39 protein-coding genes are annotated in these 26,513 nt (G+C 54.7%); 38 read left to right on the forward strand and 1 reads right to left on the reverse strand.

Translation table 11 applies throughout. The annotated features are described in order from the left end of the window. Positions 1–86: 86 nt before the first annotated feature. Positions 87–959 (reverse strand): tyrosine-type recombinase/integrase, encoded by an 873-nt coding sequence (locus MCG44_RS09645; protein WP_240287927.1) that lies wholly within the window; start codon positions 957–959, stop codon positions 87–89. A 448-nt stretch (positions 960–1,407) separates the two neighbouring features. Here MCG44_RS09645 and MCG44_RS09650 point away from each other — a divergent pair, with 448 nt between their 5' ends. The 38 genes from MCG44_RS09650 (at position 1,408) to MCG44_RS15155 (ending at position 26,502) form a co-directional block, all read left to right on the forward strand. Next, positions 1,408–2,523 (forward strand): hypothetical protein, encoded by a 1,116-nt coding sequence (locus MCG44_RS09650; RefSeq protein ID WP_240287929.1) that lies wholly within the window; start codon positions 1,408–1,410, stop codon positions 2,521–2,523. Between the two features lie 15 nt (positions 2,524–2,538). Beyond that, a complete protein-coding gene (locus tag MCG44_RS09655; RefSeq protein ID WP_240287931.1) occupies positions 2,539–4,008 on the forward strand; it encodes a DUF6138 family protein in 1,470 nt (489 codons plus the stop codon). Continuing rightward, a complete protein-coding gene (locus MCG44_RS09660) occupies positions 4,005–5,387 on the forward strand; it encodes a DUF6138 family protein (protein ID WP_240287933.1) in 1,383 nt (460 codons plus the stop codon). Before MCG44_RS09655 ends, MCG44_RS09660 begins: the two co-directional genes overlap by 4 nt. Before the next feature lie 13 nt (positions 5,388–5,400). Beyond that, positions 5,401–5,679, forward strand: a complete 279-nt coding sequence (locus tag MCG44_RS09665) for a hypothetical protein (protein ID WP_147571293.1) — start codon at positions 5,401–5,403, stop codon at positions 5,677–5,679. A gap of 21 nt (positions 5,680–5,700) precedes the next feature. Further along, positions 5,701–6,210 carry a hypothetical protein gene (locus MCG44_RS09670; protein ID WP_240287934.1) on the forward strand — a complete coding sequence of 170 codons (510 nt, stop codon included), beginning with the start codon at positions 5,701–5,703 and terminating at the stop codon, positions 6,208–6,210. Further along, positions 6,207–6,440, forward strand: coding sequence for an immunity 17 family protein (locus MCG44_RS09675; RefSeq protein ID WP_002576934.1), 234 nt, complete (start codon positions 6,207–6,209; stop codon positions 6,438–6,440). Before MCG44_RS09670 ends, MCG44_RS09675 begins: the two co-directional genes overlap by 4 nt. Before the next feature lie 13 nt (positions 6,441–6,453). Next, on the forward strand, positions 6,454–6,996 hold the full coding sequence (locus MCG44_RS09680) for a hypothetical protein (protein ID WP_318653904.1): 543 nt from the start codon (positions 6,454–6,456) through the stop codon (positions 6,994–6,996). Positions 6,997–7,037: 41 nt separating this feature from the next. Continuing rightward, the gene (locus MCG44_RS09685) at positions 7,038–7,238 is read left to right on the forward strand and encodes a hypothetical protein (protein WP_147571296.1); all 201 of its coding nucleotides are present in this window, start codon (positions 7,038–7,040) and stop codon (positions 7,236–7,238) included. A gap of 39 nt (positions 7,239–7,277) precedes the next feature. Continuing rightward, positions 7,278–7,865, forward strand: coding sequence for a hypothetical protein (locus MCG44_RS09690; protein WP_240287936.1), 588 nt, complete (start codon positions 7,278–7,280; stop codon positions 7,863–7,865). Between the two features lie 12 nt (positions 7,866–7,877). Then, positions 7,878–8,219, forward strand: coding sequence for a hypothetical protein (locus MCG44_RS09695; protein ID WP_186853040.1), 342 nt, complete (start codon positions 7,878–7,880; stop codon positions 8,217–8,219). A gap of 7 nt (positions 8,220–8,226) precedes the next feature. Then, positions 8,227–9,306 carry an ankyrin repeat domain-containing protein gene (locus MCG44_RS09700; RefSeq protein ID WP_240287938.1) on the forward strand — a complete coding sequence of 360 codons (1,080 nt, stop codon included), beginning with the start codon at positions 8,227–8,229 and terminating at the stop codon, positions 9,304–9,306. A gap of 4 nt (positions 9,307–9,310) precedes the next feature. Then, entirely contained in the window at positions 9,311–9,931 is a 621-nt protein-coding gene (locus MCG44_RS09705; RefSeq protein ID WP_240287940.1) for a hypothetical protein, read from the forward strand. A 16-nt stretch (positions 9,932–9,947) separates the two neighbouring features. Then, positions 9,948–10,541 (forward strand): hypothetical protein, encoded by a 594-nt coding sequence (locus tag MCG44_RS09710; RefSeq protein WP_318653911.1) that lies wholly within the window; start codon positions 9,948–9,950, stop codon positions 10,539–10,541. Positions 10,542–10,555: 14 nt separating this feature from the next. Further along, on the forward strand, positions 10,556–11,395 hold the full coding sequence (locus MCG44_RS09715) for a DUF2262 domain-containing protein (protein ID WP_240287944.1): 840 nt from the start codon (positions 10,556–10,558) through the stop codon (positions 11,393–11,395). Positions 11,396–11,407: 12 nt separating this feature from the next. Next, positions 11,408–11,911, forward strand: coding sequence for a DUF2004 domain-containing protein (locus tag MCG44_RS09720; RefSeq protein WP_240287946.1), 504 nt, complete (start codon positions 11,408–11,410; stop codon positions 11,909–11,911). Between the two features lie 16 nt (positions 11,912–11,927). Beyond that, a complete protein-coding gene (locus MCG44_RS09725; protein ID WP_240287948.1) occupies positions 11,928–12,338 on the forward strand; it encodes a hypothetical protein in 411 nt (136 codons plus the stop codon). A 55-nt stretch (positions 12,339–12,393) separates the two neighbouring features. Beyond that, positions 12,394–12,990: a hypothetical protein gene (locus tag MCG44_RS09730; protein WP_240287949.1), complete on the forward strand. Its 597-nt coding sequence runs from the start codon at positions 12,394–12,396 to the stop codon at positions 12,988–12,990. Positions 12,991–13,012: 22 nt separating this feature from the next. After that, a complete protein-coding gene (locus MCG44_RS09735) occupies positions 13,013–13,648 on the forward strand; it encodes a hypothetical protein (RefSeq protein WP_147571304.1) in 636 nt (211 codons plus the stop codon). 26 nt (positions 13,649–13,674) lie between these two features. Further along, positions 13,675–14,229: an SUKH-3 domain-containing protein gene (locus tag MCG44_RS09740; RefSeq protein ID WP_240287951.1), complete on the forward strand. Its 555-nt coding sequence runs from the start codon at positions 13,675–13,677 to the stop codon at positions 14,227–14,229. Further along, entirely contained in the window at positions 14,226–15,230 is a 1,005-nt protein-coding gene (locus MCG44_RS09745) for a DKNYY domain-containing protein (RefSeq protein WP_240287953.1), read from the forward strand. The genes MCG44_RS09740 and MCG44_RS09745 overlap by 4 nt, the downstream gene beginning before the upstream one ends. 17 nt (positions 15,231–15,247) lie before the next feature. Then, complete coding sequence (locus MCG44_RS09750) at positions 15,248–15,793, forward strand: hypothetical protein (protein ID WP_147571307.1); 546 nt, start codon at positions 15,248–15,250, stop codon at positions 15,791–15,793. Positions 15,794–15,809: 16 nt separating this feature from the next. Then, positions 15,810–16,136: a DUF5713 family protein gene (locus MCG44_RS09755; protein WP_147571308.1), complete on the forward strand. Its 327-nt coding sequence runs from the start codon at positions 15,810–15,812 to the stop codon at positions 16,134–16,136. A 5-nt stretch (positions 16,137–16,141) separates the two neighbouring features. Then, on the forward strand, positions 16,142–17,089 hold the full coding sequence (locus tag MCG44_RS09760; RefSeq protein ID WP_240287955.1) for a DUF4241 domain-containing protein: 948 nt from the start codon (positions 16,142–16,144) through the stop codon (positions 17,087–17,089). A gap of 11 nt (positions 17,090–17,100) precedes the next feature. Further along, positions 17,101–18,060, forward strand: a complete 960-nt coding sequence (locus tag MCG44_RS09765; protein ID WP_240287957.1) for an NTF2 fold immunity protein — start codon at positions 17,101–17,103, stop codon at positions 18,058–18,060. Between the two features lie 8 nt (positions 18,061–18,068). Further along, complete coding sequence (locus MCG44_RS09770) at positions 18,069–18,305, forward strand: hypothetical protein (protein WP_240287959.1); 237 nt, start codon at positions 18,069–18,071, stop codon at positions 18,303–18,305. 15 nt (positions 18,306–18,320) lie between these two features. Further along, complete coding sequence (locus MCG44_RS09775; RefSeq protein ID WP_240287961.1) at positions 18,321–19,802, forward strand: hypothetical protein; 1,482 nt, start codon at positions 18,321–18,323, stop codon at positions 19,800–19,802. A gap of 14 nt (positions 19,803–19,816) precedes the next feature. Continuing rightward, positions 19,817–20,368, forward strand: coding sequence for a hypothetical protein (locus tag MCG44_RS09780; protein ID WP_240287963.1), 552 nt, complete (start codon positions 19,817–19,819; stop codon positions 20,366–20,368). Between the two features lie 22 nt (positions 20,369–20,390). After that, a complete protein-coding gene (locus tag MCG44_RS09785) occupies positions 20,391–20,990 on the forward strand; it encodes a hypothetical protein (RefSeq protein ID WP_240287965.1) in 600 nt (199 codons plus the stop codon). Positions 20,991–20,992: 2 nt separating this feature from the next. After that, a complete protein-coding gene (locus MCG44_RS09790) occupies positions 20,993–21,229 on the forward strand; it encodes a hypothetical protein (RefSeq protein WP_240287967.1) in 237 nt (78 codons plus the stop codon). A gap of 14 nt (positions 21,230–21,243) precedes the next feature. After that, a complete protein-coding gene (locus tag MCG44_RS09795; RefSeq protein ID WP_240287969.1) occupies positions 21,244–22,113 on the forward strand; it encodes an NADAR family protein in 870 nt (289 codons plus the stop codon). Beyond that, the gene (locus MCG44_RS09800) at positions 22,101–22,559 is read left to right on the forward strand and encodes a C-GCAxxG-C-C family protein (RefSeq protein WP_240287971.1); all 459 of its coding nucleotides are present in this window, start codon (positions 22,101–22,103) and stop codon (positions 22,557–22,559) included. Before MCG44_RS09795 ends, MCG44_RS09800 begins: the two co-directional genes overlap by 13 nt. A gap of 22 nt (positions 22,560–22,581) precedes the next feature. Next, positions 22,582–23,025 carry an Imm51 family immunity protein gene (locus tag MCG44_RS09805; RefSeq protein WP_240287973.1) on the forward strand — a complete coding sequence of 148 codons (444 nt, stop codon included), beginning with the start codon at positions 22,582–22,584 and terminating at the stop codon, positions 23,023–23,025. Further along, a complete protein-coding gene (locus MCG44_RS09810) occupies positions 23,015–23,344 on the forward strand; it encodes a hypothetical protein (protein ID WP_240287975.1) in 330 nt (109 codons plus the stop codon). The genes MCG44_RS09805 and MCG44_RS09810 overlap by 11 nt, the downstream gene beginning before the upstream one ends. 18 nt (positions 23,345–23,362) lie before the next feature. Next, a complete protein-coding gene (locus MCG44_RS09815; RefSeq protein ID WP_147571316.1) occupies positions 23,363–23,680 on the forward strand; it encodes a DUF6881 domain-containing protein in 318 nt (105 codons plus the stop codon). Further along, the gene (locus MCG44_RS09820) at positions 23,677–24,087 is read left to right on the forward strand and encodes a DUF6966 domain-containing protein (protein WP_186853062.1); all 411 of its coding nucleotides are present in this window, start codon (positions 23,677–23,679) and stop codon (positions 24,085–24,087) included. The genes MCG44_RS09815 and MCG44_RS09820 overlap by 4 nt, the downstream gene beginning before the upstream one ends. 11 nt (positions 24,088–24,098) lie before the next feature. Next, positions 24,099–24,383, forward strand: coding sequence for a hypothetical protein (locus tag MCG44_RS09825; protein ID WP_240287978.1), 285 nt, complete (start codon positions 24,099–24,101; stop codon positions 24,381–24,383). 109 nt (positions 24,384–24,492) lie between these two features. Next, entirely contained in the window at positions 24,493–24,855 is a 363-nt protein-coding gene (locus MCG44_RS09830; RefSeq protein ID WP_412531143.1) for an SMI1/KNR4 family protein, read from the forward strand. Positions 24,856–25,527: 672 nt separating this feature from the next. Then, the gene (locus MCG44_RS15155; protein ID WP_412531156.1) at positions 25,528–26,502 is read left to right on the forward strand and encodes a hypothetical protein; all 975 of its coding nucleotides are present in this window, start codon (positions 25,528–25,530) and stop codon (positions 26,500–26,502) included. Positions 26,503–26,513 lie beyond the last annotated feature (11 nt).

A 26,513-nucleotide genomic window follows, 5' to 3' on the forward strand; every position in this document is an offset into this window, starting at 1 on the left:
TGCTTTTTGTCGAAATGGGGTATAATGGGCCTGTCCCAAAGGGCCTTTGGGCCTTTATCTAAAAATGGACTACAACAGAACGGAAACTATGTGGTCAAGACAAGGCCCATGCGCTCCATCTGCCGGGCGTGGACGGCCCCGCTCTCCATGGTGTAGACGCGGGTGGTGTTGACGCTGGAGTGGCCCAGAATGTCCGCCAGCCGGGACAGATCCTTTTCCAGCGTGTAATAGGTCCGGGCGAACAGGTGGCGCAGGTTGTGGGGAAAGACTTTTCCCGGCTCCACCCCGGCGCTGTCGCACAGGCGCTTCATGTCCCGCCAGATGTTAGAGCGATCCAGGGGCTTGCCCGTCCGGGTGGCGAACACAGGATTTTTGAAGTCCGCCGGTTGGGCGGTCTTTTTTTGTGCCTGGAGGTATGTTCGCAGCAGGCGGCGCAGCTTGTCCGGGAGAAAGACGGTCCTCCGCTTGCCCTTGTTGGCGATCTCCGCCCGGCCTGTCTCCACGGCCTCCACAGTGATGAATTTCAGCTCGCTCACCCGGACGCCGGTGGCGCAGATGGTTTGCAGGACCAGAGCGAGGCGCCGGTTCCCGTCCAGCTCCGCCGCCCGGACCAGCCGGACGTACTCGCTCCGGGTCAGCTCCCGGCCCTCGTCGCAGAACGGGGACTTTTGAATGTTCAGCAGCTTCACGGCGCACTCCCGCCAGCCCATGAAGCGCAGAAAGCCGTTGACGGCGGCGATCATGCTGTTGACCGTGGCCGGGGCGTGGTGCCGGGCCAGCTCCTCCTTCCAGCCGATCAGGGCGGCCTTGGTGACGGGCCGCCCCGCCAGATGGCGGCCCAGGGCCTCCAGGTCCCGGACGTACTTTTCAATGGTGCTGTCCGCCCGCTCCTCCTCCCGCAGATGGAGGGCATAGCGGCGGAGCAGGCCGGGGGTGAATTTGTGGCATTTTGGTTCCATAGCGGTATCTCCTTTGGTGTCCAGATATCGCTATTGTACAGGATCAGGGGGACATGATACGAACCGGAAGGTAAAAGCTTTTTCCTGTTAAGATTAATGTAAATTTTGGTTGATTATTTTCTCGTAATTCGGTATGATGAAAATAAACGATTCCAGCATATCATTTCCTTTGAACGAATCCTCCAGCCGTACAAGCATTGACATGATAAGAGTGTACACTGTATGTATAGAATCTGGAGTAATACATCTGGAACCTTTGGAAAATGCGTATGAATCATCCAATAACGGCCTCGTTTCTATATAAAAAACTGATTTTCTCCCAAGAAGAAACCACATCCGCCGGTGGATGTGGTGTTTCCCTCGCGGCCTTTTCACGCCCCGCGTCAGCCTGTCCAAGTGACAGAGCGTCGCGGGGCGTTTTTCTATCATCGGAAAGGAGTCGAAAAATATGAGCCTGAAATATACCTGCCCCGGCTGTGGGACCCCTTTGGGCTATGACGGATTGTGCTGGAAATGCAAGTGTGAGCAGGAGCGAAAAACTGCATTGGCCTGGACACCGGAACAGATTGCCGAGAAGCAGAGAAACCTGATCCAGAACATCCATCGGCTTGCTGATATGGAGGACCCCGAATGTACCGACTTCTGGCAGCTTCTGGGCTACCGGGATGCCATCACCCCGGAAATCCAGCGGGCGGCGCTGGCCGCAGGGGTGTTCTGGCCCTGTGAGATCTATTATCACGCTCCCGCTGATGTGGGGGAGGGCCTGATCCACGCGCTGCTGTCCACGGAGGATTCCAGTGAAGCGTCCAACCTGATGTGCTGCCTTGCTTTCCAGGGCGATGACCGGGCACTGGAAACACTAGTAGAACTGGAGAAACATCCTCGCCCCTGGCGCAAGAAGCTCTATGTAGACCCGTCCATTTACGCCCAGTGCGGCGGCTGGACCTTTAATAAAAAGGGACAACGGACCCAACTCAACTTCGACACCTGCTATGCTATGGTCAAGGGAGCCCCCGGTGAAGTGTCCCCCGTCCGCATCGGGCGGGCACGGGAGGAAACCTGTCCCCACTGCGGCGGGCGGATGGCGGACATGCTGGTGCTGGACGGCCAGGACGAGCGGCTGAAGTTTCTGGGGCTTGACGGCATTCTGACCGCCACCTGCTGTCCCAACTGCGTGGGCTTTCTGAAAGGCCCCGCTTTCAACCGCTTTACTCTGGACGGCGGCGTAGAGGTCTTTCCCTCCGAGCTCTTTGACGGGGCGGGAAAGATGGACTGCTATGTCCGGCCGGAGGACTACAGGTCCCTTACCGAAAATCCCTTCGTGCTGGGCGGTGCGCCTGTGCCCCTGTTCTATGGCGCCGCCTGTGACGATGTGAACACCGTCGGCGGCTTTGCCAACTGGGTTCAGGACTGGGAATACACCGCCTGCCCCCACTGCGGAAAGCCCATGAAATATCTGGCCCAGATCCAGTGGGATACTTTGATGGACGGCACAGAGGGCACACTCTACATCGAGTTCTGCCCTGACTGCCAGATCGTATCCATGCAGCACCAGCAGACCTGATAGGAGGAAATCGCTATGAATTTGCCAAAGTTCAACAGTGCGGACGGGCGCTGTTACTGGATGAAGCCCGAGGTACAGGAGGAACTGCAGCCGCTCTTTGACCAGTGCATCCAGGATGCCATTGACGGGAGAATCACGCGGCTTGATTCCCTCTGGCCGCCGGTAGTGGTCAGCAGTCAAGGTGCGCCCTTTGAGGTGTGGCAACTGCTTAGGGCGTGGACCGAAATACAGCGGGCCGAGACCCTGGATGCGGAAAAGGCCATCGCCTTCAGCGAAAACCTGCGCCGCCAGAGCCGGTGGGGTGAAATTGACCACCATCTACTTGATATGCTGAAACGGGAGCTGCAAGAGAAGTATTTTGTTGCAACAGGCAATGAAGATGATCACTTCTGGGATCGGGAGTATTCCCTGAAACCAGGCATTCGTGCAGAGGAGGTCCCGGAGACGCTGCTGCGTTTTGCCTGCTATGTGGCGGTGAGCTATAAGGTATATGGTATGGACTTTCAGTATCTGGACACCAATTACCTCTTTGGATTGGTGGAGAAAGTCCGTCCGGATATGGTGAAAAAGCTCCGGGAACATGGGACCGGCAGGCTGCCGCGCTCTCTGCAAAAGCGGAAAACAGAGCACTTCACCGCATCGGCCAACGATGCCTTTGCCGTGATCCGTATTACTGCCAGGGACAGTACAGAGGAATGCTATGCCGAAGTGCTGAACTACCTGTGCGAGCTTCTGGAGCAGGAGGATTTTCCCCGCAGCTATGCGGTGGAGTTCAAAGGACCGGAAAAGAGTTATCTTCCCATCACAGGACTGCCCAAAAAGGGAGTAAACCAGTTCTTTGCCTGTGCCGTACAGTACCCCGGCCTCCATCCCCTGATGGAACGGTACGCCCGGCTTGCCATGCGGCAGTATGAGCAGTACACCAATCTCAGTGATGAGCAGTGCGCTCTCCCGGGAAGTTTTGCCGTGTTTGCCCTGGGAATGCTGGGGCAAGAGTGGCGGCAGCTTATCTGGGATTATCTCGACCTTTGTGATGATGAGCACTCCCACTTACAGGAAAAATTCCTCAGAGAGTATGTAAAACAGTTCGGATTTACCGCCGATACCGTCCCTGTATTTGTCCGTGGGGTGCTGTCCATGCAGAACATGAAGTATTCCAAGGACTATGCCGCATGGATGGCAAACTCAGAGAGCCTGGACGCTCTGCTGGAGGCAAAAATCCACCTGTCCGAGATCGTTCCAAGCGGTTTTTCCTCCGACGAGGATGATGACGAGGACGAGGAACCCGCTGAGGAAACAGAAGCCAGCCCGGAGGAAGTGCTGCAATACGCATGGGAAACGGTCTGCTATGTGATCTGGGGCAAAGCCAGCGCCAAGGGTGGTCAGAAAGTGGTGGAAGCAGCTTCGGAGGAACTGAAGGAACTTTACCGACAGATTTTTATTCCGATAACGGAGAACCTGGAAGAAAGTGGTGGCCTGCTATGAGCTTGCCAAAGCGTGACGGCGTGCATGGCCGCTACTACCTGATCCATAAACCGGATACTGACCCCGAGGTGCTGGAACACGCCGATCAGTGCATCCAGGATGTGTTGGATGGAACTGCAAAAGAAAACCATTCCGGCTATCCGGTGGTCGTTCGGACCCAAAGCGGAACACCCTTTCTTCCCAGCCAGCTGCTGGAGCGGTATCTGTCCAAACTGCCTTTGCAGGGATTCCCCTATGAGGAAGCTGTTATCTTCTGCGATGCCCTGCGGCGGCTGGTTGGCTGGGAAGAGATCCGCTATACATTGGAGAAGTATATAGAACAGCAGGTGCAGGAGCGGTTCTTCCTTGTGGGAGAGCGGGACGATGGGTTTACAGTCTTTCCGCCCTGTACGGTATGGCCGGAGTTGCGGCCGGAGGATGTGGACGAAGGGCTGCTGCGCTTTGCCTGCTATGTGGCGGTCTGCTGCACGATGTATGGGCAGAGCTTTGAATCTCTTAAAACCGAACACATCCTCGGTCTGGTTTCCCAGCTCCGTCCCAACATGGTAAAGGAACTGAAAACCAATGGCAGCGGCAAGCTGCCGAAGGACATCCAGCGGCGTAAGACGGAGCATTTCACCGCATCGGCCAATGATGCTTTCGCCACCATCCGCATTACCGCCAGGGACTCCACCGAGGAATGCTATGCCGAAATCCTGGACTACCTGTGCGCGGTGCTGGAGCTGGAGGAATTTCCCCGCAGTTACTCGGTGGAGTTCAGAAGAAAGGAGAAAATCTATCTGCCCATTCCCGGCCTGCCCAAGAAGGGAGTCAATCAGCTCTTTGCCTGTGCTGTGCAGCACCCCAATCTGCATCCGGCTATGGAGCGATACGCTCGTCTGGCTATGCGGGAGTTTGAGTGGTACAACAACCTCCCCGATGAAGCCTGCGCCATGCCCGGTACCTTCGCCGTGTTTGCTCTGGGGCTAGAGGGAGAACAGTGGGCACCGCTGGTGACGGAGTATCTGGATCTCTGTGACGATGAGCACTCCTCCCTGCAAGAGAAATTCCTTCATGCCTTGATCCGGAAGTTTGGTTTTCAACCATGGACGCTGGGGGTATTGGTGCGGGGCGCATTGTCTATGCAGTGGCTGGAGCCTGCCAGGGAATTCCGCAGCCTGATCGCCAATGCGGAAAGCCTGGATGCGCTGCTGGCAGTCAAGCGCCGCTTTTCCGCTTATCTCCTGCCGGAAGAAAACGAAGACCCGAAATTCCGGGCCATCGCTTGGCAGAGTCTACTCTGGGCCATCTGGGGCCCGTCCTCCGAAAACGGCGGCAGTAAAGTCATCAAGTCGGCGCCGAAGGAACTGAAAGAGAAATACCAGCAAGTATTTTCGTAAGGAGGGTTCTATCATGTGCGAGCACTGCCGAAACATTCAAACATGGAGAAAATTTGACGCCCCAAAGGACTACCTGGCCTGCATTGCTTATATTCAGCAGTTGGTGGGACAAGGCCAATTTGAACTGATGACAGAGGAGTCCACCTGTCCGCTGGAGAAGGTAAAGACTGAGGATGGATGGGCAGACGAAATTATGGCTCACATGATCCGGTGCAAGCACTGTGGCCAGATCTTCACCTGTGTAGTCAACACCTGGCGGGGCAGCGGACACTTCAAAAAAGGCAAAGGATGACACAGAAAAGGCGGTGAAACGATGAATCAGACAGAAGAAACAAAACTGCTGGAGTATATTGAGCAGTGGAATGATGCGGACGAGTTCTCCCGATGTATTGAGGCTATCGAAGCCATCCCGGAGCAGGAGCGAGGTTATTTGCTGACCGTTAAACTGAGCAGGGCTTACAGCAATCTGGCGGTCCTGGGAAATCATGGAGTGCATGGGACCGACGGTGAAGTGGACGGGGATCTCATCCGACACGCCATTGATCTGCTGGAATCCGTCCGCACCCAGGGAGAGGACGATCCCTACTGGAACGCCCGGATGGGCTATTCCTGCCTGATGGCATACCGCTCCGCAGCCACCGCCTATACATACGCAAAACGCTGGCTTGCCCTGGCCCCGGATGACCCGGACGCCCAAAAACTGGTCCGGGACTGCGAGAAATATTTAGAAGAAGAAAAAGCCTTGGAGATGGATTGGAAAGAGCGGGAGGAGATCATCCGAAAGGAAACTCCCGATGATGCAAAGGGGGTTAATTGTAAATGAACAGCGAGCAGATCACAGCATTTTTGCAGGAGCATTGGTACATTGCCTCGGTGCTCATCGGGGCCGTGATTTTAATTGGGGCGATCCGCAACTGGAATTGGCTCTGCGACCCCACCGGCACACGGGATGCCCACCGCCACAGCAGAGGATACCGGCGGGTGGTGTTCTTCCTGCTGGGCGTCCTCCTGATCGTAGTGAGCATCTGGGGATTTGTGCTGAAATTGAAGTAGGAGGAGAAAGACTGTGATGACTGAAAAATATCCTACCTGGCTCATCGGACATGTGAAAGGATGGGCGGAGAATCGTCTGCCCACCGTGACGCTCTGTTCTACCACCGGCAGTGAACTGCTGGAGGTTTGGTATTACGGAGATCTGCTCACGGTGAAGGGAGAGCCTCAATCCTATATTGTAGATGGGGACGAGGCCCCCGGACTGGTGGCGGCCCACGATCCGGAGAGCGGCGAGGAGTTCGTCATCTTCGACGGCGGGCGGCATGGCTACGACAATATGTTCTGCGATGAACACGATCCATCTGAATTGGAACACCGCCCCCTCAAGCGGTATGAGATCCCCGCCTCCAAGCTGGTGCTGGAGCTGGGGTACAGCGTGGACTACGAGGATGAAAAAGAGGACTTCGAACCGGATGAGGCGGATACCGTAGAGCTGATCAACGGCGGGCGTATGCCCTGGGAGCAGGTCAAGCGGGACGGCATCGACTATATCGCCCTTTACTATGTGAACGAGGACGGGAAACAAGTCCAGATTCTGGATGCAGAGCTGGCGTGAGTATAGCCATTCCATCCTTCGGCAATCTGAGGAGGTGCCCCATGAACCAAGAAGAACAAATCCGCCTCTACCGGCTGATGGAAAAGCTCAACTGGTTCTTCCATCAGGAGATGCACTATTTGAACCGGGATATTGCGGAACAGACCGCACGGGAGTGTTACCCGGAGATTCGGGAGTTTACATATGATATTTTATGGAACGACCTGCCCAAAGAGGCGCAGGAACAACTTGAGGAGGATTAACTCCAATCACTTTACACTGACCCAGGAGGTAGAACCGCAATGTCCATAACCGCCTATAAAGTTGAAGCCGTCGGACATGACCGAACCGGCGAAGACTATGGCTATGTGAATATCATGTACCGCTATGGCAACAAGCAGTCCTGTCCTCGGCCAGATCAATGTGAAAAGATAGAGGTTATGTGGGCGGATGAGAGCGTCTACGGGCCGCCTGCTCCTGGCAGCAAGGTGGGCGACTTTATAAAGACATGGCTGATGGGCTCCTGGGACTGCGGGGTATTTACCCACCGGGAGATCGCCCAGCGGCTCATGGACACCTTCACCGGTCTGAAGCGCAAGGAACTGGCGTGGTTTGAGAACCCCAGAGAAAAGACTCTGAAAAATGGCAAACCGCGTGCGCGCCGGGCCAAGTGGCTGCCGGAGCGGGAGGTGGATCTGGTGTATCTCTACTCCGACTACTATATTGACGCAAGAGAACCTACTTCTGCCCAAACCGACTTTTTCACCGTTACAAGGATGGACGCCTGGGGCGTGAGCACCTGGTTCATGTGTACCCCAGAGGCCGCCGGGAAGCTGATCGCCATGAATTACGACAATCTGGCCGTCAAGGAAACCACCATTGTGGGATAGGAGTGATACAGCATGATCGGGACAGATGAAAACCGGGCGGTGCTCCATGTGGAGGTCATCTTCTGGCACGGCAAGCGAAAGACTCCCCCCAGCCTGGTCAGCGGAAAGTATTGCCCCCATTTTGTCGTCACAGGAACCACGGAGTATCTGGGGATATGCTTTCTGGACGGAGACGACTGTTCATTTGATGAACCGGCTTTGGGAAATGCCCAACCCCTCTATCCGGATACTATTGACTACGCTCCGCTGGAAAATAATGCGGAATTTTTGATCTATGAGGGAGCCAACGCTGTTGGCAAGGGCCGGGTACTGGGCCGGACAATCCCCTATCAAGTGAAACAACGACGAAGGTAGGTGCCTTATGTACCAAATTGCATATATTGGCCGCTGGGAGACTCTCCCGGAAACGGCTGCCGCCATCTGTGACCATGACACTCCCAGGCTGGAGGCGTTGCTCCAAGGCGGTCTGGATTTAGATGTTCCCATCCAGCTTAGTGAGTATATCAAACTGATGCCATTAGAGATCGCGGTTTTTCGGAATGATGTGCCCATGATCCACTTCCTGCTGGAGCATGGAGCTGATCCCGGTCTGGCAGAGGAACAGCCCCTTCTGCTCACCGCTGTCCGCTGCTGCGGGCCGGAGGTAGTCGCTCTCTTTGCTGGACAGGCCGCAAAATTCAGCCCGAAGCAGAAAGAGCGGGCCTTCCAGGAAGTGCGCTGGGGTCAGCGAGCGGAGAATATCCCGGTGCTGGAGCAAGCCGGGATCACAGTGGACAAGTTTGGCGGCGAGGCATTCCGGGCGGCGGTGTCTGATGGGCAGGCCGAGCTTGCAAAACTGCTGCTGGAAAAAGGGGCGGACATCAATTACCACAAGCCGGACATGGTGTTTCCGAACGCCTCCACCCCTGTTACTGAGGCCGCCCGATCCAACGATTTCCCCATGGTGCGCTGGCTGGTGGAACAGGGGGCGGATATCACCATCGTTGACAAATACGGCGACCGGCCTTACACCGTGGCGGTGCAGAACAAAAATCAGGAGCTGGCTGACTACCTGAAGGCCCTGGAACCGGAGGACTGGCACAACGAGCAGGAAAAGGTCCGGCAGCTCATGCCCTACAAGCTGCCCGTCAAGCTGGTGGAATACTTGAAGACCGGCCCCCTGCGGCTGGAATTCCCGGAGCAGGAGTGGGTGAAGTGGGCGGAGCTCTACTCCTTCATGGATGTGCAGGAGATGACCTGGAAACGGAAGAAGCTGCTCTCCCTGATGGTGCAGATGGACAACTACAGCGACTATCTGCTGCTGTGGAGCCCCAGGGACAAAAAGCTGTGGTATCTGGACATCGAGCATGAGGAATTCCACCCTCTGGCCAAATGGGATGACTTCATCGCAGATCCCGGACGGTATCTGAACGGGATGATCGAGGGTGAGTTTGAGGAGTAAATCCATGACATCAATAGACTTTCTGAACAAGGTACATAAAAACCTGGACTCGCAGGAATACAGCCTCTCTTATTCTCCGGCCAAGTCCAAGAATTATATGCTGTACTGCAACGGCAGCTTTATCGGCGGCCTGTTCGATGAGGAGCTGTGCTTCGTCTACGCCGACAGTGTGAGCGAGCTGCTTGGGTGGCCGGGCCCCGTCTACCGCGGCTACTCCAGCACCGCCCAGCACAGGATGCTGGTGATTCCGGAGGAGCACTGGGAGAAGGCGCTGAAACTGCTCTATGCCGAAAAATTTGACTGGAACCGTTTGGTGTACGACATCACCTACACCAGCATTGGCGCGGCTGTGGTGGAGGACTTCTACGACGAGAATGTGGTATTCCTGCGCTTCTGCTTTGAAAAGGAATTGCTGAAAAAGAACCCTCTGGACCGGCAGGGCCGTATCCTTCGGATGGTCTATCTCAATCAGGATTTGACAGAAGCGGGCAAATATCTATTCCCCAGACTGATGCAGAAGTTTCTTGTTTTTACAGACCGCAGCGGGAAAACCAGCCTGGAAACCATGCTGAAACGGTGGTACACCGCGCTGGAGAAGGAATACCGCAAGCAGGCGGCGGGATAAGGAGGGCAATAACATGATGACAGAAGAAAACAGAACCTATATTACTCAACTCAAGGTCACGGATGTTCCGTGGCACCGGCTCACCACCGCCTATGGCCGGGGGACGGAGTTTCCCGCACACCTGACGGTACTGGAGCAGATGTGTGACTTGGCGTCCGTCAAAGAGTCCCTCTATGAGCTCACCACCAACATGGAGCACCAGAGTACCCTTTGGCACGCCACCCCTTTCGGCATGGTGTTTCTGAGCCGGATTCTGGGGAAGGCCCTCGCGGAGAGCGGACAAGACTCCGTGGCCCATTTCCTGGCCGGGGAACTGCTGGACTTCTTTGCCTGCATCCTCCAGTGCTTCCACGATGGAGATGAGTTGGAGCACGCCTCTCCCCTACCCCACTTCTCCGATCTGCTGAAGGAAGAATACCTGTGGTCGGAGGAATACGACGAGGAAGAAGATGAGATGCGCTACGAGGAGGACGAGGTCTTCCCAGATGACCTGTTTTACAGCTTCTATTACTACTCCTGGCAGGCGGTGCTGGCCTACCAGGGCGCACTGGAGCAGGAGATTCCTCCGGAGTTTACCCCCAAGATCGCGGCAGTTCTGGAAGGGCTGTAAGGGAGGCTGCACCCATGTTTGAAGAATTTTATGAGATGTACGAGCCCGAGGAGCAGGAAGTGGTGGCTTTGATCCGCAACTGCATCGGGGGCGGATACAACAATAGGGGCAACTTTTGGCAAATGACCGTCGTGACACTGGGCGTGGTGTTCTGTGACACCGGAAAGGTCAGCACCAAAGAGGAGCGGCTGGAGTGGCCGGTCACCGATGAGGAACGAAACAGCGGCAAGGGCTGGGGACGCTTTCAAAACGAGCAGATCTGCCGCCTGAAGATCCGCCGGATGAAAGAAGACTGGGCAAAGGATCTGGTGGTGCGGCCCTGGTGTATCTCCCAGGTAGTCAAGGCCCATGAGGACTGCCCGGAGCTTCAAGCCGTTCTGGACGAGTACCACAAGCCGGTGGTGATTCAGGACCAGGTGCTGGGAGAACTGACACTGGATAAGGACCATGATACCTTTGAGGGCGAAATCCAGTGGTGCGGAAAGGATGTGCTCCTTTCCCTTGAGGTCAATGCGGAGAGCAAGCCCTCCTGGACCCGCGCCCGCAGTGCCGCCAAGAAGCTGCTGGCCGACTGTGAAACCTGGGACAAGGCCATGCGGGAGCTTGCGGCCAAGAACCTGACTGGGCTGGCCAACGACTGGCTCTCCCAGGATGAGGACAACCCCCGCGATCCGGAAACAGACCCCATCACGGAGGAAGAACTTGCCCGGCGGATCAGCATGACCAGCCTGTCCGTCACCTCCGGCGGCAGCTTCACCGCCTGGTTTGACTGCGACGAGATGTTCACCGACCATGCGGTGACGGTCTATGGCTCCTTGAAAAAGGGCCTTAAAGCTGCCAACATTGAGGGATAAGGAGGCGCAGAGATGAAGCTGAACTGTAAACGCATTGATTTACCATATACCCCCGGCGAGGAAATCTTCAACTTTCCCGAAGAATCGGGACTGCCCTTTCTCTTCGATGTGGAGGAAGAACTGACTGCTGATCCTGCTGCTATGGATGCGGTGGGAGAAATGCTGGATGAGGCGGAGAAATTGGCGGAAAAGGCCAAAGCCGCCATCAAAGCGGCGCTGGCGGACGAGGACAGCCGCTACCATAGCATTGTGACATTTTTCATGGAGTTCCACCGGGACGAGGTAGGCCCGGATATTGCGGCGGAACTTTTTCCGGGAACCGACCCATCCAAGCTGTCCTTTGCCAAGATGGTGGACTTTTTGAAGCTCAAGCGGTTTGGCAGCCTGGTGGATAGCGAGATGAATCAACAAGTTTTCATTATGGATCTGTCCTTCAACCCGGAGATCACCGACGAGCTGATGGTGGTCTACTTTGATTTGAACAAGGAGATTTTTTGTATTACTCATGAGAGCTGAGGAAAGAGCGTTACCTATGGAAAAAGCGGCTGCTGTTAACACCTGCTTAGGTGTTTTGAAGGGACGGGACTGCATCTATCTGGATCAGGTGAAACAAGATGATCTGAACAATCTGACCTTTATGGGGGACATCAATGGCCATCTAATCTCCCAGCACAGTGACGAAAAAGACTGGTTTCCCTACACACTCACCTTCCGGCGGGTGCTGACCTATTTTGCCTGTGAATTGGACACCTATGAAAGTCTGGCTGGGACGGGGCGTCTGGATGGCAGCTCTTTTGATTTAATTGAGGATAGCACCTGGCTGAAGTCTTTGCCGGTGCGGGAGGACTTTGACAAAGGCATCTATCGGCACTACCGGCTGTTTACATACGATGATGTTTACAACATCATTGCGGTTTCCTATGAGTTTGCGGCAGAGTTGTAAATGTCTGAAATATGGATAATCATTGAAAGAATCAAGCCAGGAAGGGGGCGCGGCAATGAAACAGAATAGCAAACGGCGCAAATATCTGCCCACACTTCTGGTTCAGCAGATCCGCCTGCAATGGTATAAAGACTGCCGGGGCGGAAACGCGGCCGCACAGCGGAACCAGTATCCCAAAGCCATGCGGCTGCCGAAAGACTTCTTCTCTTACTATTCCTTTGGCCTGCCTACACACTTTGTATCGATCTTACAGAGGCCCGATGGATTTCAGATCGATAGGGACTGTCGCAGGCTGATGGAATGGAAGCCGAATGGCACAATGCGGCTTCACCCTTTTGAACTGATTCAGCAGGAGTCCGGAATCCAGGTGCGTTACCGCTATGATTGGCATATTGGTGCGATACCAGAGCGATATACCTACGATAAGGCCGGGCAAAAACAGCCCCTCAATGAACTGGCACTGGATTTGGCTCCCGGTGAGTATGGAAGCGCTGTCTGCAATGGGCGGTTCCGGGACTGGGATACAGGAATCTGGTATTATGTACTGGATATTTTGAATGTGATGCCGCTTACAGAACCCACTGACTCATTGACCAGTTTTACGGACAGAGAGCCTAATAAGATATATACCCAGATCGACCGACTGTGGTGACGAAAGACAGGAGGATAACCACATGATTTCCACAAAAGATTTATCCGGCCTTCCCAATGCGGAGCGCCTGAAAAACTTCTGCAAAGGGCTGGCAGCTCTGGACATCATCATGGTGGAGGAGGAATGGAGCTTCATCCGCCACTATACATACAACCCCGCATGGCGCAAAGGCAAAGAGGCATTCTTTGCCACTGATGGCAGTGACCAGAGCATGATCGTCATGTTTGCGCCGGAAGGCTGTGTAATCAACGGTGTGGACTCTGAACTCTATGACTGGGAGGAAAAACTTCCCCGTATCGAAGACCTGACAGATGGGATGCCCCCTGCTTTGCAAAAACTTATGGGCAGCCGTGAAGTCAAAAAGATGAAAAGCACCTTCTGCGTCTGGACGGAAGATGGCACCACCTGGCACTGCAATCCCATGGACGGCGAGGACGCATCCATGGATCTGCTCTCCACGATTGATGGCAATCCGTTGAGCTATGCGGAGTACGGGAAGTGGTTTTATCCGGCCGATCTGCCTTTGGAAGCTGTGCGCCAGCTTGCGGACGGGGTGCCGGTGACAAAAGAACTGGTCACTGCGTTGAACCCTAAGCGCAATGAATGGGAAGAAATCAAGGCGGGCCTGGGCAAGATTGGGTATCCAAATGAACTTTGATTCACAGCAGACAGGAGATGAATTGAATGATCAAAGAACGCATCCCCATCTCCGGCGATCTCAAAAGCAAGGTTAAGCAGCTGATGGAGTACGCCGGATGGCAGGAAGGCCGCAGTGTGGATATTTCCATTGCGGAGCAGTATTACGCCGCTCATGGCATCCCGATGATGAAGACCACCCAGCGATTTTACCGTAAGTATTTCGGCCTGTGCTGTGAGTGGTACCTGGCGCAGAAAAAGCTGAACTGGGCGGCTGACTTCCAATTCGCTCTGTTCCCTTACCTAGTCAATGGGATCAAAAATCATTTGGAAGAAGCCTTTTTTCGGGATATGTCCGGCTGTGAGCTGGCGGAGATCGAGCAGGCAGCTGGTCAGAAGTGCCAGCCCATCGGTCACATCGGCTATTACTACCCGGCAGAGGTTTGGATCTCGGAGTACGGGAAACTGTATGCAAAATATGAGTATCAGGACGAGATCGATTGCTTTCCCGATGTGTTTGCCCTGATTGAACGGGAACTGCGGCAGTGCAAATTTGATTCCGCCGCTATGAAAACCGTTGGGGCACTGGACGGAAAACTATGAAACAGGACTTTACGATTTGGCGCAATCAAATATTGCAGAATCCGTGGGACATTTCACCGCTGAAATTCGGAATGTTACAGGATGAGGTCATAGAAATTTTTGGGAATCCCGATGATGTTTCCACCATGGGAAGCGGCGGGAAACCTTTGATCCTCAAATATCATGACATTGAACTGCATTTCGATAGAAAGGCCCCTCATGGGCTCTGCTTAGTGTATAGCGACGACGAAATCGAACTGAGCTTAACAAATCATCACGAAGAACTGCTGCAGCCGATCACCAACACAGAGCCGGTGGACAACGAATTTTTTCTTCGGGATGGAGCCGTCTATTTCTCTGGCCTATATGAAAACGGCTTGTTGAAGGGTGTTTCGCCCAAATACTTCTGCTGTTGGCATTACTGGGGCAAATCCTCTACGGCCTGCTTTCTCGGCGGGATTCGCCTGCGTGGAGCAGACCCGGCATCGTTTCGGGTGTTAAACTATGCCTACGCAATGGATAAAACAGCCGTCTACACCACCAGCGGGAGAATCCCAGATGCAGATCTGGCAGCCTTCCAGGTGTTGGACAAGGGCCAGAACGATTCAGGCGCGCCCCAGGGATATGCAAAGGACAGCCGGCAGGTCTACTTCCATAATGGGGACGGAAAGGTGAAGATCATCAAGGGGGCGGAAGTTTCCTCTTTCCGCTCGTTGGGCGATACCTATTTTGCCAGGGATGAGAAACGGATCTATGCCTACGGCAAGCAGCTTCCCAATGTAGAGCTGACTTCCTGGGAACTGCTTGGGCACTGGTATTCCCGCGATGTCAAGCGGGTGTATTATCTCAACCGGGAACTCAAGGGAGCGGATCGGGACAGTTTCACAGTCTACACTCCTATGGACGCAGCTCCGCTTGCCGATCATCTGGCCCGTGACAAGGAACATTTTTACCAAAACGATGAGGTAATTGAAGAAACGCTGTGGCGGGAAAGGCTGCACGAGTTAATACAAGAACAGTAAACGGAGGGAAAACGGCTATGGACTATTTGAAGATACTGCATGAAAACCCTGATTTGGCAGAGGAATTTGATTCGCTGTTTGACTTCTTCCTGCTGGATGAGTTGTCCCCGCGGGATGACGCAGAAGGCCGATGCACCTTTTCCCTGCCCGGCATGGTGTTTGCCAGGGATGGCTCCGGCGGAGAATACCACCTGTTGGAAGATGGCTCCATCGGCTATTACAGCAGCGAAGGCGAGGCAGGCCGTCTGGCTGAGAGCATGGATGACCTTTTTTCCCTGCTTGTGAGCTGTATTTGCTGGCACGACTGCTGTGACACAAAGCTGTATGTGGATTCCAAAACATTGGAGGAGTATGGGCAGAGGCAGCGCAACTGTAACTTGGAAGATATGGATGTGGACAGCTTACGGCGGGTGTCTGATACCCTCGGCATCCCTACTGGTGAGCCGCTGGCTCCGGTTCTGGAGCGGTTCCGCAACGCAACCCAGCGTGAGCCTCTGTATCAGTGTATATTTCACGAGGACGACGGAAGCCTGACCGAATCATACGGTCTGATGTTTGAATGAGAAAGGAACAATCCCTATGAAAGCATTTGACCCCAATTACAAACTGCTGGACGAGATGTATCAGGACGATTACTATCCTGCTTTTCTGGTAGACAAGGTAAAGGACGAGCTTCAGAAGGTCATCGACCTGCTGGAGAGCGGCGAAACCGACACCGAAACGGTGCAGGAAACGCTGGACGAGGCGGTCTGCGGCATCAACGATCTCCAGGAGGAGTTTGACGAGCACGACAGCGAACTCGAAACGGTGGCACGGGAGTGTATCGCGGCAACTGTGGCCTACATTCTGGCGTGGTTCAACATCCCCATTGACACTGAGGAAGCCATCCGGGAACGGGACTGGTGATCCCTATGACAGAAAAAGAACTGGCCGTTTGTGATGAGTGCGGCAGTCTGTTTTTCAAAGGCTCATCACAGATGATAGGGCTGTGCCCGGAATGTGCCCATATTCTATATGGCTACCCGAATTGTGACCATCATTTCCAGAATGGCCGGTGTGTGAACTGCTGCTGGGACGGCTCAAAGAGTGTGTACATCAAGAAACAGAATCAACAGGAGGAAACTGATATGCCTACAACTGAATGGCTGAACAAATACGAATCCATCAAGGATAAACTGACCTGTAAAGATGACTTGGAGGCCCACTTCACAGAGAAAGTGATTGGGAACATGGGCGTGGATGTACTGGACATCGGCGCAGTCCATTTCACCACCGGGCAGATCTTCGCCTGTGATCCGCTGGTGGAGCTGGAGGACACTCTGCCGTTCCTTCAAACGATCCCCGCCGGAACTTATCCGGTGAAAATCTGCGTGGTGCCCAGCGAACAATACGGCGACCGCTACGCCTGCGTCAAGGTGGAGGTCAGCCAGGAAAAGCCTGTCCGCTATGAGCTGGGCATGACGGGCAACGAGGAGTTGGACGCGGCGCTGGGAGATGACGACTACTTCGGTTTCGGCGTGGATGCCGGGATGGGGTGTATCGCGGACATCCAGACCCAGGCGGCCTTCAAGACATACTGGGCCAAGCGGCTGGAGGAGGACCCGGACATCGACCCCTACAACGACTTGTTCTGCGACTTACTGGAGGAAAACGCCCAAGCCCACCCCAAATATCAGGGAGACTGCGGCGACTGGCTCAACTGGACAGTACCGGACACGGACTGCAATCTGCCCATCTTCTCCTCCGGCTGGGGTGACGGTTACTATCCCGTCTACTTCGGCTATGACGCCAAGGGAGACGTCTGCGCCGTGTATGTGCGCTTCATCGACATTGAAGCCTGTTATAGAGAGCAGGAATAAGGAGGCACGCTATGGAATGGCCAAAACGGGCGCGGACAGCGGACTGGGAAAACGGTGTCCTGACCTTGGATGGAGAGAAGCAGTTTGAGATCCCGGAGCTGACCGCCGAGATCATAGGGCGGCTGGCCGGTTATACCCTGGCGGGTTTCCACACAAAGGGATTCCCGGTGACGGATGAACTGCTTGCCCCCTTTGCCGGGCATAAAAGCATGGTCAACTTCGGCGTGGAGAAGGGCGCGCTTACCGACGCTTGTTTCCCCGTCTTTTCCGCCATGCCCAAGCTGCGCTATCTGCTGCTGGACGGAAATGCCGCCATCCACGGCGGCGGCCTGTCCGCCCTGCAAAGCTGTAAGCTGGACCTTCTCACCCTCAACCACACCGGGCTGGACGACGTTGGACTGCTCCAGGCGTCCTCCATCCCCAAGCTCTCCCACATCCAGATCGACCATACCGCTGTGACATACGAGGGCCTGCTGGCCATCGCCGGCAACAACTACATCCATCCGGTGGCCCATAAGCAATTCACCAAAGAGCAGATGGAACACTTCTCCCAGCTCCAGCGGGAAAAGGCCAAAAAGCCCGCCCAGCTGGATGAGCAGGCAGCGTCGGAATGCCGCAGTGTGTTGTCCGCTTTCTTTGCCGAAATGACAGAATGGGAGCAGTATATGGAGCAGGTTGGGTTTGAAGATCCCGAGGCTGTGCCCCGCCTGCTGGCGATCTGGGAGAAGTATGTGAGCGAAAAGCCCCGTCCGGGCTATCTGCCTCTGAATCTCTCATACAGTGCCCAGGGCACCTACAAGGGCGAGCAGTTCCTGGATGCAGAGCAGATCACCAAGAACAAGCTCTATATCTATACCAGAGAGAAAAACACCGGCTTTGACCGCCGCTTTCTCATGAAGCGTGTGGGCGGGGGCTGGATGATCGACGCGGTGCAGGAGCGGCTGGACGGCTGGCAGCGCACAGGATTGTGAGGCATCACATGGCTTGGGAATATGAAACCTTTGGCCCGGACGGTCAATGCAAATTGTTCGGTGTGAACATCTTTGACTACGACTGGCAAACCACCGGCAAGCAGGTAAAAGTACAAGACCCGATCTATCGCCAAAACCACACTTTCGAGGTCTGGCAGGTAGAACTCGGCGGGCAGATCCACCGCTTTGCCGCCGGAGAGTTCTCCAACTGCGTATGGGGATTTTATTTAGAGAAAGACGGATGAGAGGAGCGTGAACCCATGAAAGCCAATGCCGGAGAGGTCTATACCGTTTACAACCAATATCTGAAACGCTACACCGCCTGCCAGGTGGCCTATATTGCGCTGCCGGACTCGGTGAGCAAGGAACCCTGGGCGGTGGTCCTCTCTCTGGACTGGGTGGGGGACGCCCCTCTGACCGCAGAGGAACTGCCCCATCTCCGTCCGCTCTACAAGGACTTCATGTACTGGTCCCGTGACCTTCACCTGCTGCGGGTGCCGATGGAGGTCCCGCCCCAATATAAGTTGGTGGGCACACTTCCGCCCTTCACCGACCAGCCCTGCCGCTCCTACGGCGGCTGGAATGACGGCTATGATGTGTACCTCCAGATCCGGTGGCAGGCCATCCCGGAAAAGCGGCGGCGGGCCTTCAAGGAGGCCATGGAGAGCGACGAGCAAACGGAGATTGGCGGTATCCCGCTGAAGGTCAACAGTCATCGGGTGATGGACCAGTACGCGCCATTCGATTCGGCGCTGGAACTAAAGGCGCTGCCCTGCCTCTCCGACCTCGTCTGCCAGCGGTGGCACCCGGATCTGCTGGAGTTTTTGCGGGAAAACCCCTTCCTTGATGAACTGACTTTGCTGAACCACGGTCAGAGGACGCTTGATCTGCGGGGCACCAGCATCAGAAAGCTGATGCTGGACATGACCGGGCTGGAGGAGCTGTGGCTGGGTGAGGATACAGAGCAGCTCCTGTTCCAGAACAAGGAGCCGGACACCTGTGCCATCCATGCCCCCGAAGATGGCGGCGGTCTGACCCTCCAATTTATCGGGGAATACCGCCCGCACACGGAACTGCCAAACCTTTGGGGGCTGCATGGCATCCAGCTGAAGGACTTTGATCTGAGTGGACTGGCCGCTGTCCATCCCCATCTGAAGGAGCTGCGGCTCTGGGGCGCTCCGGGAAATCTGAGAAACTTCTCCGCCGTGGGAGGGTTCCGGGAACTGACGAACCTCTCCACCTTTGACCTGTTCGGCTTCGGGGCGGACGACATCCCCACCCCGGAGCAGATGCCGGAGCTTCGCTGGTTCTGGATGACCAGCCTGCCGGAGACGGCAGCAAAAGCGGCAAAGCAGCTCTGGAAAAGCAAGCCGGGAATGGACCTGCGAATCACAAAGCCCCGGAAACCGGAGTGGCTGGCGCAAAATCTGGACAATCCCTTCCGAGGCTGGGACGGCGCGGAGCATATCCCTGCCGCCGCCGCGAAAAAAGCAGCCAATCAATACCGCAAGACCCGCTCCCAGCTGATGAAGCTGGCCGCTGAACCGGGCGAGGGCGCCCAGGCCCCGGCGCTGGATGCGGTGGCAGCCTACACCCAGACCTTCAACAAGATGGGCTTTATCGAAACCGAGGAACGGGATGAAATTTACATGGCCCTGCGGGGTATCCTGGATGCCCTGCCGGGCGATACGCTCCAGAAAGAAGCCCTGATTGAGAAGTTTGAGGAACTAAGAGATTTTTGAGGAGAACAAGTAGCATGATAGAGTTCAGCAAGGATCATAGCTCGGCATGGATGGAAATGATGTCGGCCTATCAGGTTTTTCGGGCAAAGCTGTTTGATTGGGCCCACGAACCAGATCAGATCAAACAAAAGGATTTGCTGCTGGAGCTGGACTCTTGGCAAAATCGGGATTTTCACAGAAGGATGCTGGTAGTAGATCTTCTGCACAGCACAGAGATGTGGGACGAAAAAGCCCTCCTCTTAGTTCTGAAAGAACTGACAGCGATTGCCCTAATGGAACAGGATGAGATTGCCGCTTATGCTCGAATGGCATTGTCTAAACTCAAAGACCAGTCGGAGCGGCTTACCATTGCCGATGAGGTGCTTCGTCTTGCAGCGGTCGAGGAAGAAAAGGCGGAACCTGATCCCGTTGTATTCCACAACGGCTGCCTGCTGCTGTATGAGTTGCACTGTGAAGTAGCGTTCTCGCAGTATGGAGATCGGTATGCGAATCTGATTGAGCAGGCATACGGTTTAGATGAAAAAGACTTAGCGGGCATGAAAAAAGCGCTGTCCGCCGAGCCTTGAATTGAAAGGAATGTGTGGGCGCATGAGCCGAATCATTGATGAGCCCTACTTTACATACAGTGCCTACAACGCCCTCACCACCGGCATTCAAGTGAAATGCCCCAAGTGCCACGGTGCGGGTGTGGTGACAGTGGATGATGACAACGCCTATTTCCTCTGCCTGAGCTGCGGTCATCAGGAAATCCGTGACCGGACGATCTACCGCTATGATGTCCATAACCAGTGCAAAAACTGCGGCAGGTACTACCGGGTGGATATTGAAGATACTGCAAAACAGCACTTTTCCGTTCTCCATGTGGCCTGTCCCTATTGTGGGACAACCATGTCGGGAGAAGTTCATAAAACAGCGGAGGCTTTCTCCTACATTGCTGATATTCAGAACGGACGAGAGCCTTATTTTGGCCTGGAGCTGTGGTTTTTGACCTCATTCCAGGGTAAGCCGGTCTGGGCCCTCAACCGGGAGCACCTTGCCTATCTGATCAACTATCTCAGCGCCGGCCTGCGGGAAAAGCCGTTTGGAAGTCCGAAAAAGACCCAGGCCGACCATCTCCCCACCTTCATGAAAACCGCAAAGAACCGGGAGCGGATCGTGAAGCTGCTGAAGAAAATGCAGGAGGAATGAGGATGGAACAGAAAGTAATTTACAACGGCCAAATTCTTACTCTGACTCACTTTTGGGCAACGGGAGAGCCCTGCCTGTGGATCACAGATCCAGAGCAAATTGAAATGCCTAAAATGGAGTTTGTGGGAGGCCACCCGGACGAATACTGCATTTTCCTGAAAAATCTGACGGAAACAGAGTTGGCACAGATCACATCCCTGGACGGCGCTCCACTGGATGTGAAAGAAGAATTACGGTAGAAAGGACAAACCCTATGGCGCTACAAGATAAGAAAATAATGCCTCCCCCCTGGCTGGCCCACCGGGAGATCGAGCGATACTCCATTGGCTGGCGCATGGGCTATGGGGAGGATTACATATACCGATTTGGCGATTGGCTGGATACCCTCTCACCGGAGGAGCGGGCGGAATACCGCACCCTCTTTCCCGAACCGGTGACCTGGAAGGGCTGGTGGGATAACGAGGACAGCAGCGAGGTGCTGGAGCATGACGGCTTCTTTGTGGAGGTGTGGCAGCCGGAGGGCCAGCCCAAGTACACCCGGCAGTGGCTCCAGCAGGAGTTTGCCGCCGGGAGAACGCGGGAGCTGTGCCTGTTCTGGGGCCATCAGCCTTCCGAAGATGGCCAGTTGACAAAAAGCTGCCTCAGCCAGTGGTGGATGGAGGACTTCTATACGATGGCTGACTCCTACCTCTGCATGGAGCAGTATATGATGGCAGGCAAAGCCGGGCTATTTGGGGATAGTGAAATCCGGGAGCAGATTTTGAAATGCAGCGATCCTAAACAGATCAAGGCCCTGGGCCGCAAGGTGCGAAGCTTTGACCAGAAGGTGTGGGACAGGTTCAAATACGCCATTGTGCTGCTTGGCAACTGGTACAAATTCAGCCAGAACCGCGAACTGCGGGAGTTTCTCCTCTCCACCGGGGACAGTGTGCTGGTGGAGGCCAGCCCCTACGATGCCATCTGGGGCATCCGGCTCTCGGCCAGCTCCCCGGAGGTCCAGGACCCCATGAAGTGGCGTGGACAGAACCTGCTGGGCTTTGCGCTGATGGAGGTACGGGACGAACTGCGCCGGGTGACGCAGAATGAAATGCTTTGCGATTGGAGTACAGTATGGGAACAATGAAACTCTATGAACTGGTCAACCACTACCACATCGGCACAGACCTGACCTGTGCCGAGGCGATGTTTCTGGCTTGCAATGAATATTACCATCTGAATTTATCCGAGGAAACCCGGAAGATGTTCTCCGTCATGGGCCTTGGGATGCAGACTGAGCAGTCCTGCTGCGGCGCTTTTACCGTGGCGGTGGGGATCATCGGTCTGACGACCGCCAAAGAGGGCCAGACGGATGTGGACAACATGGAAGGCTACCAGATGATCGCTGAATTGACGGAGTTTATGCTGGGCTTCTACGGAACGCTCCACTGTATCGAGCTGCAAAAGCTGGAGATCGTGGGATACGAAAATCCCTGCCACGCCATTGTGGAGGCGCTGGCCAAAAAGCTGGAGGAGCTGCTGGCGGGCCGCAGGATCTTCCGCCCGACAAACGGGGGGCAGATTGGTTCCTGATATGCCGGAAAAGGAGAACACCATGAAAGACCTTTGCCAATACGGAAACAGGCAGGATAATGAATGGGAAATCCTGCCCTGGATACCTGATCCGCGCCCGCCATTCAAAATTTGGGTGAAACCAGAGCAGATCGCGCCATTCTTTCTCATTCCCCACCACCCCTATGCAATCTCCCTTCTGCTGAAGATCAGCGACGGATTCCGGGCAGAGGAATTCTGCCGGCTGGGACTGACCGGCAGCAGCGGGGACTGGGAGCGGCTTGTCCGGGGCGTAATCCGGGAGTTTGAGGAAAACAACAGCGGCAAGGACCTGTTTCACTTCGACTCCGACAAGGATGTGTTCTGCGTGTATTCCCAATACATCGACGATTTGATGCTGCTGTCCAAGATGATCCGAGCGGCCTGTGACGATGAAAAAACGATGGGGGCTTATCTGGGCAAAGGAGAGGTGGAACATGAGAAATAAGGAACAGGAGCTCGCATGGCAAAAAGTAATAGAAGCCTGTATGGAGGATGTGAAAAAACACTTTGCTGATATAGAGCAAAGTGTCGAGTTCGGCGCATACATACAGCCGGAAAACTACTTCGTGTCCTACATCTTTGCCACCGACGTACAATTAGAAGCGGCACAGCAGAGCGGACTGACGGAACAGGTCAATTCCTATCACAGAGAGCAGCTGACAAAGCGCCATTACCCCATTGAGGGAATCAAGGACTGCACCTTTGCCTCTCAGGAGGAATGTGACCGGGAATTTGGCGGGAATTGGTATTACTATTTCAAATGATAGGATGAGGGCATCAAGATGATTGAATACATCAAGCTCTTTTGGGAGGGCGCACCGGGGGAAGAACCGCCGGTCATCCTCTATGAAGTGGATACAGAAAATGAGCGGCTGGTCCTCCGTTCCATTGACATCTTTGCGGATGGCAGCACCCGCAACATCCCTGACCTTTACGACGGTGCTATCGAGATCACGCCGATTCCCACCGTGGAGGAATTGAACACCCATGTCTGGGGCGAGGAGTTCCACGCCTGCGTCATAGAGAAAGCGGAATTTGAGGCTATCTGGCAGAATCACACCTACAATGAAGAATTAAAGGGGACGGGAGAAATTGGATGAAACAGACCGATATTTATACCGAGGCTCTAATCTGTCTGCGGTCGATTTTACAGACGGACCACCCGGAATTCAAAAACTGGATCGACTGGCTGGAGCGGGATATTGAGGACTGGACCCAGCGGCGGGAGGTCGCCCACCATCTTCAGGCATACGGCGGCATGGGTTCCTTCAACGACCTGCCCAGTATGCGTGGAAATCATGACTATATTTTCGACTTTCTCAAGTCCGTGTGCTATGCCTTCGGCCATCTTTATGGCAAACGGGAAGGCATTTCTCCAGAAGCGTTGATGAAAGAATGTGTCCATGATGCCGAACAAGCATCTTATCACCCCCGTAAAGAGCTGAACCAAGCCATTGCCCAGCACTTGATGCAGGGCGATTTGCAAGAGAATCTGGATCGGATGTAGGAGGACAAACGATGGTTCAAGCGTGGCGCAAGGTGAATTTTGGCACTGGAACAGTCACCTTTTTGGATGACACACAAAAAGAAGATATGCTGCAAGTGGAATATCCAAACGGATTTTTGTTGGATATGGGCTGGTATCAGGACAGATACATCATTTCCATCATTCATAATTTTGATTGGACGCATCCAGTCAAGCGGTATGAAACGACAGACGGAAATCAGCTTCCTGCGCTGTTGACAGAGGCAGTTCGCTTTGTAGAAAAGAAATCGCGGACTGCCGAACGGGAGAAATCATGAGGTGAACATGATGCTGGTAAGCAAATTGGAGAGATACCGTGACAAAATCAAGGCCGCTTATGAAGCAAGTGCCTTCACAAAGGGTACCTGCCCAGAACCGGAGGATGCTGTGAAACGATTTGAAAGCAGGTATACTCCCATCCCAGCAGAGTACCGCTGGCTGCTTTTGAACTTCGGCGGCTGCTATTTGGCGGAGCCGTGGATCTTCACACTGGAAGAGTTGGAGGAAGCCTACCCGATTTTTCAAGAGGCTTATGAGGATTACATGAGCGAATATGACCACGGCCCCGCCTTTCCAATCGGAGGATTGGGTGACGGGAGTATCGTATTTCTTGACTTGGAGAGCGGCAGGGTCCGGGGCTATAACTGTGACTATGCCGATTTGGAGGAGATCGCAGAGAGCTTTCCCAGCCTGCTCCTGAGCCTTGTGGAACAGGCATTGGAACTGGGAAAACTGTGCAGAGAATCGTGAGGTAAGCATATGGCAAAGGACATCAGGGAGTGCCTGCTGGAGCAGGCAATAAAGTTCCATCAATGGCAGGAAGCCACTTATCCCGGCAAAACCAGCGAGGAACTCGGCGGTGAGTGGGAAGTCGATTATCCATACTGGAATGACACTTACAGCGCCTTTTGCCATGTGTTGACCCAAACGGATGCAGAAACGGCAGACAGCGTCCTACTGGATGAGATGGTCTATCTGATCGCCAGGGACAACGAAGCGGAGGGGTTTATACAGGAGAGCACTTCCCATCCCCAATGGTTTGAGTGCCTCTGCCGCAGGGCCGCAGCCTCTAATGAGAATGAAGCCAAGTGGCAGTTTGCCGCGTATCTGCCGGAATGTCCGTGCAGCCAGGAAGTCAAAGACATGATCCTGGACTTCGCAAAGGACCCCAATGAATATGTGAGCCGTCGGGCGCTTTTGGCGATGCCCGCTCTGCGTCCTGACTGTGTGGAACAATTTGCTCCGCTGTTTTGGGAGCGCAACTGTTACTCTCCTGAACTTCAGGAATACCAGCGGATCGCTGTTCTGATTTCGCTGGACGCCATCCATTCCGACCTGCTTCCACAATACTTGGAGCGGGCCAAGCAGGATGGTCGGAGCTATCTGCTGGAACACGCAAAACGAATCGAAGGAGGACTTGCCATGAACGAAAAACTGTCCCGTCCCCAATTCAATCAAATGGGTACCACCGAAAAGCAGGCGCTGATGGAAAGCTTGGCTGCTCGTTATGATATGACCTTTCTCGGCCTGCGTACCTTTGACCGCTGGGGCCAGAGCTGCACCACCGGCATCTTCGAGAAAGATGGCCGGGAGTTCGTCTTTGTCCCCGGCGATACCGTCACGCTGGGCTGGGAGCAGTTTGCCGTGGGACTGAATCAGGAGAGCCGGGAGGAGTTGGAGTACCTGTTCCAGGAGTGGGAGATGGAACCGCAGAACCCGGAGGAGATGATCCGGGAAAGCATGGCTCCCGTTCGGCAGGCGGCCATTGGTCCCATGCTGGTGGGCCGGGAGCTGGAGGAACTCTGCTGGGAGCCGGTCAAGATGGACGATTCCAGACTGACCGCCCATCCTGACTGGCTGAAGAAGTTCCGTGAGTTTGCCTGGAGTGACAGCAGCAGTCTTACCTTGCATCAGTCGGCCCGCATAGAACGGACGGAAGATGGATTTCAGACCTGGATCTATAACCATACAAACTACAATGCGCTTCTTGCCGGGCTGGAAAAACAGGGGCTTTCGCTGCCCATAGCGGACGAGTGGGCCTACCTGTGTGGCGGCGGGTGCCGCACCCTGTTCCCCTGGGGGGATGGAATGGACTACTCCATGCACCTGCACCACTTTGAAAGCCCAGAGGATGAGGACAAACCCTTCGATATGGAGGAACCCAACTTCTTCGGCCTGTCCATCGCCTACGATCCCTATATGCGGGAAGTGGTGCAGGCTGATAGACTTACCACCTGCGGCGGTGATGGCGGGCGCAGCATCTGCGGCGGACTGGGAATCTTTCTCGGTTTCCTGCCCTGTTCTCCCCACTGTAAGCCGGAAGTGCAGGAGGACAAGGAACTGAACGGAGATTATGACTTTTATCGGCCCATTATCCGGGTGGAGTTTGATGGATAGACCGGAGTGAT

This window comes from Lawsonibacter sp. OA9 (genome assembly GCF_022440585.1).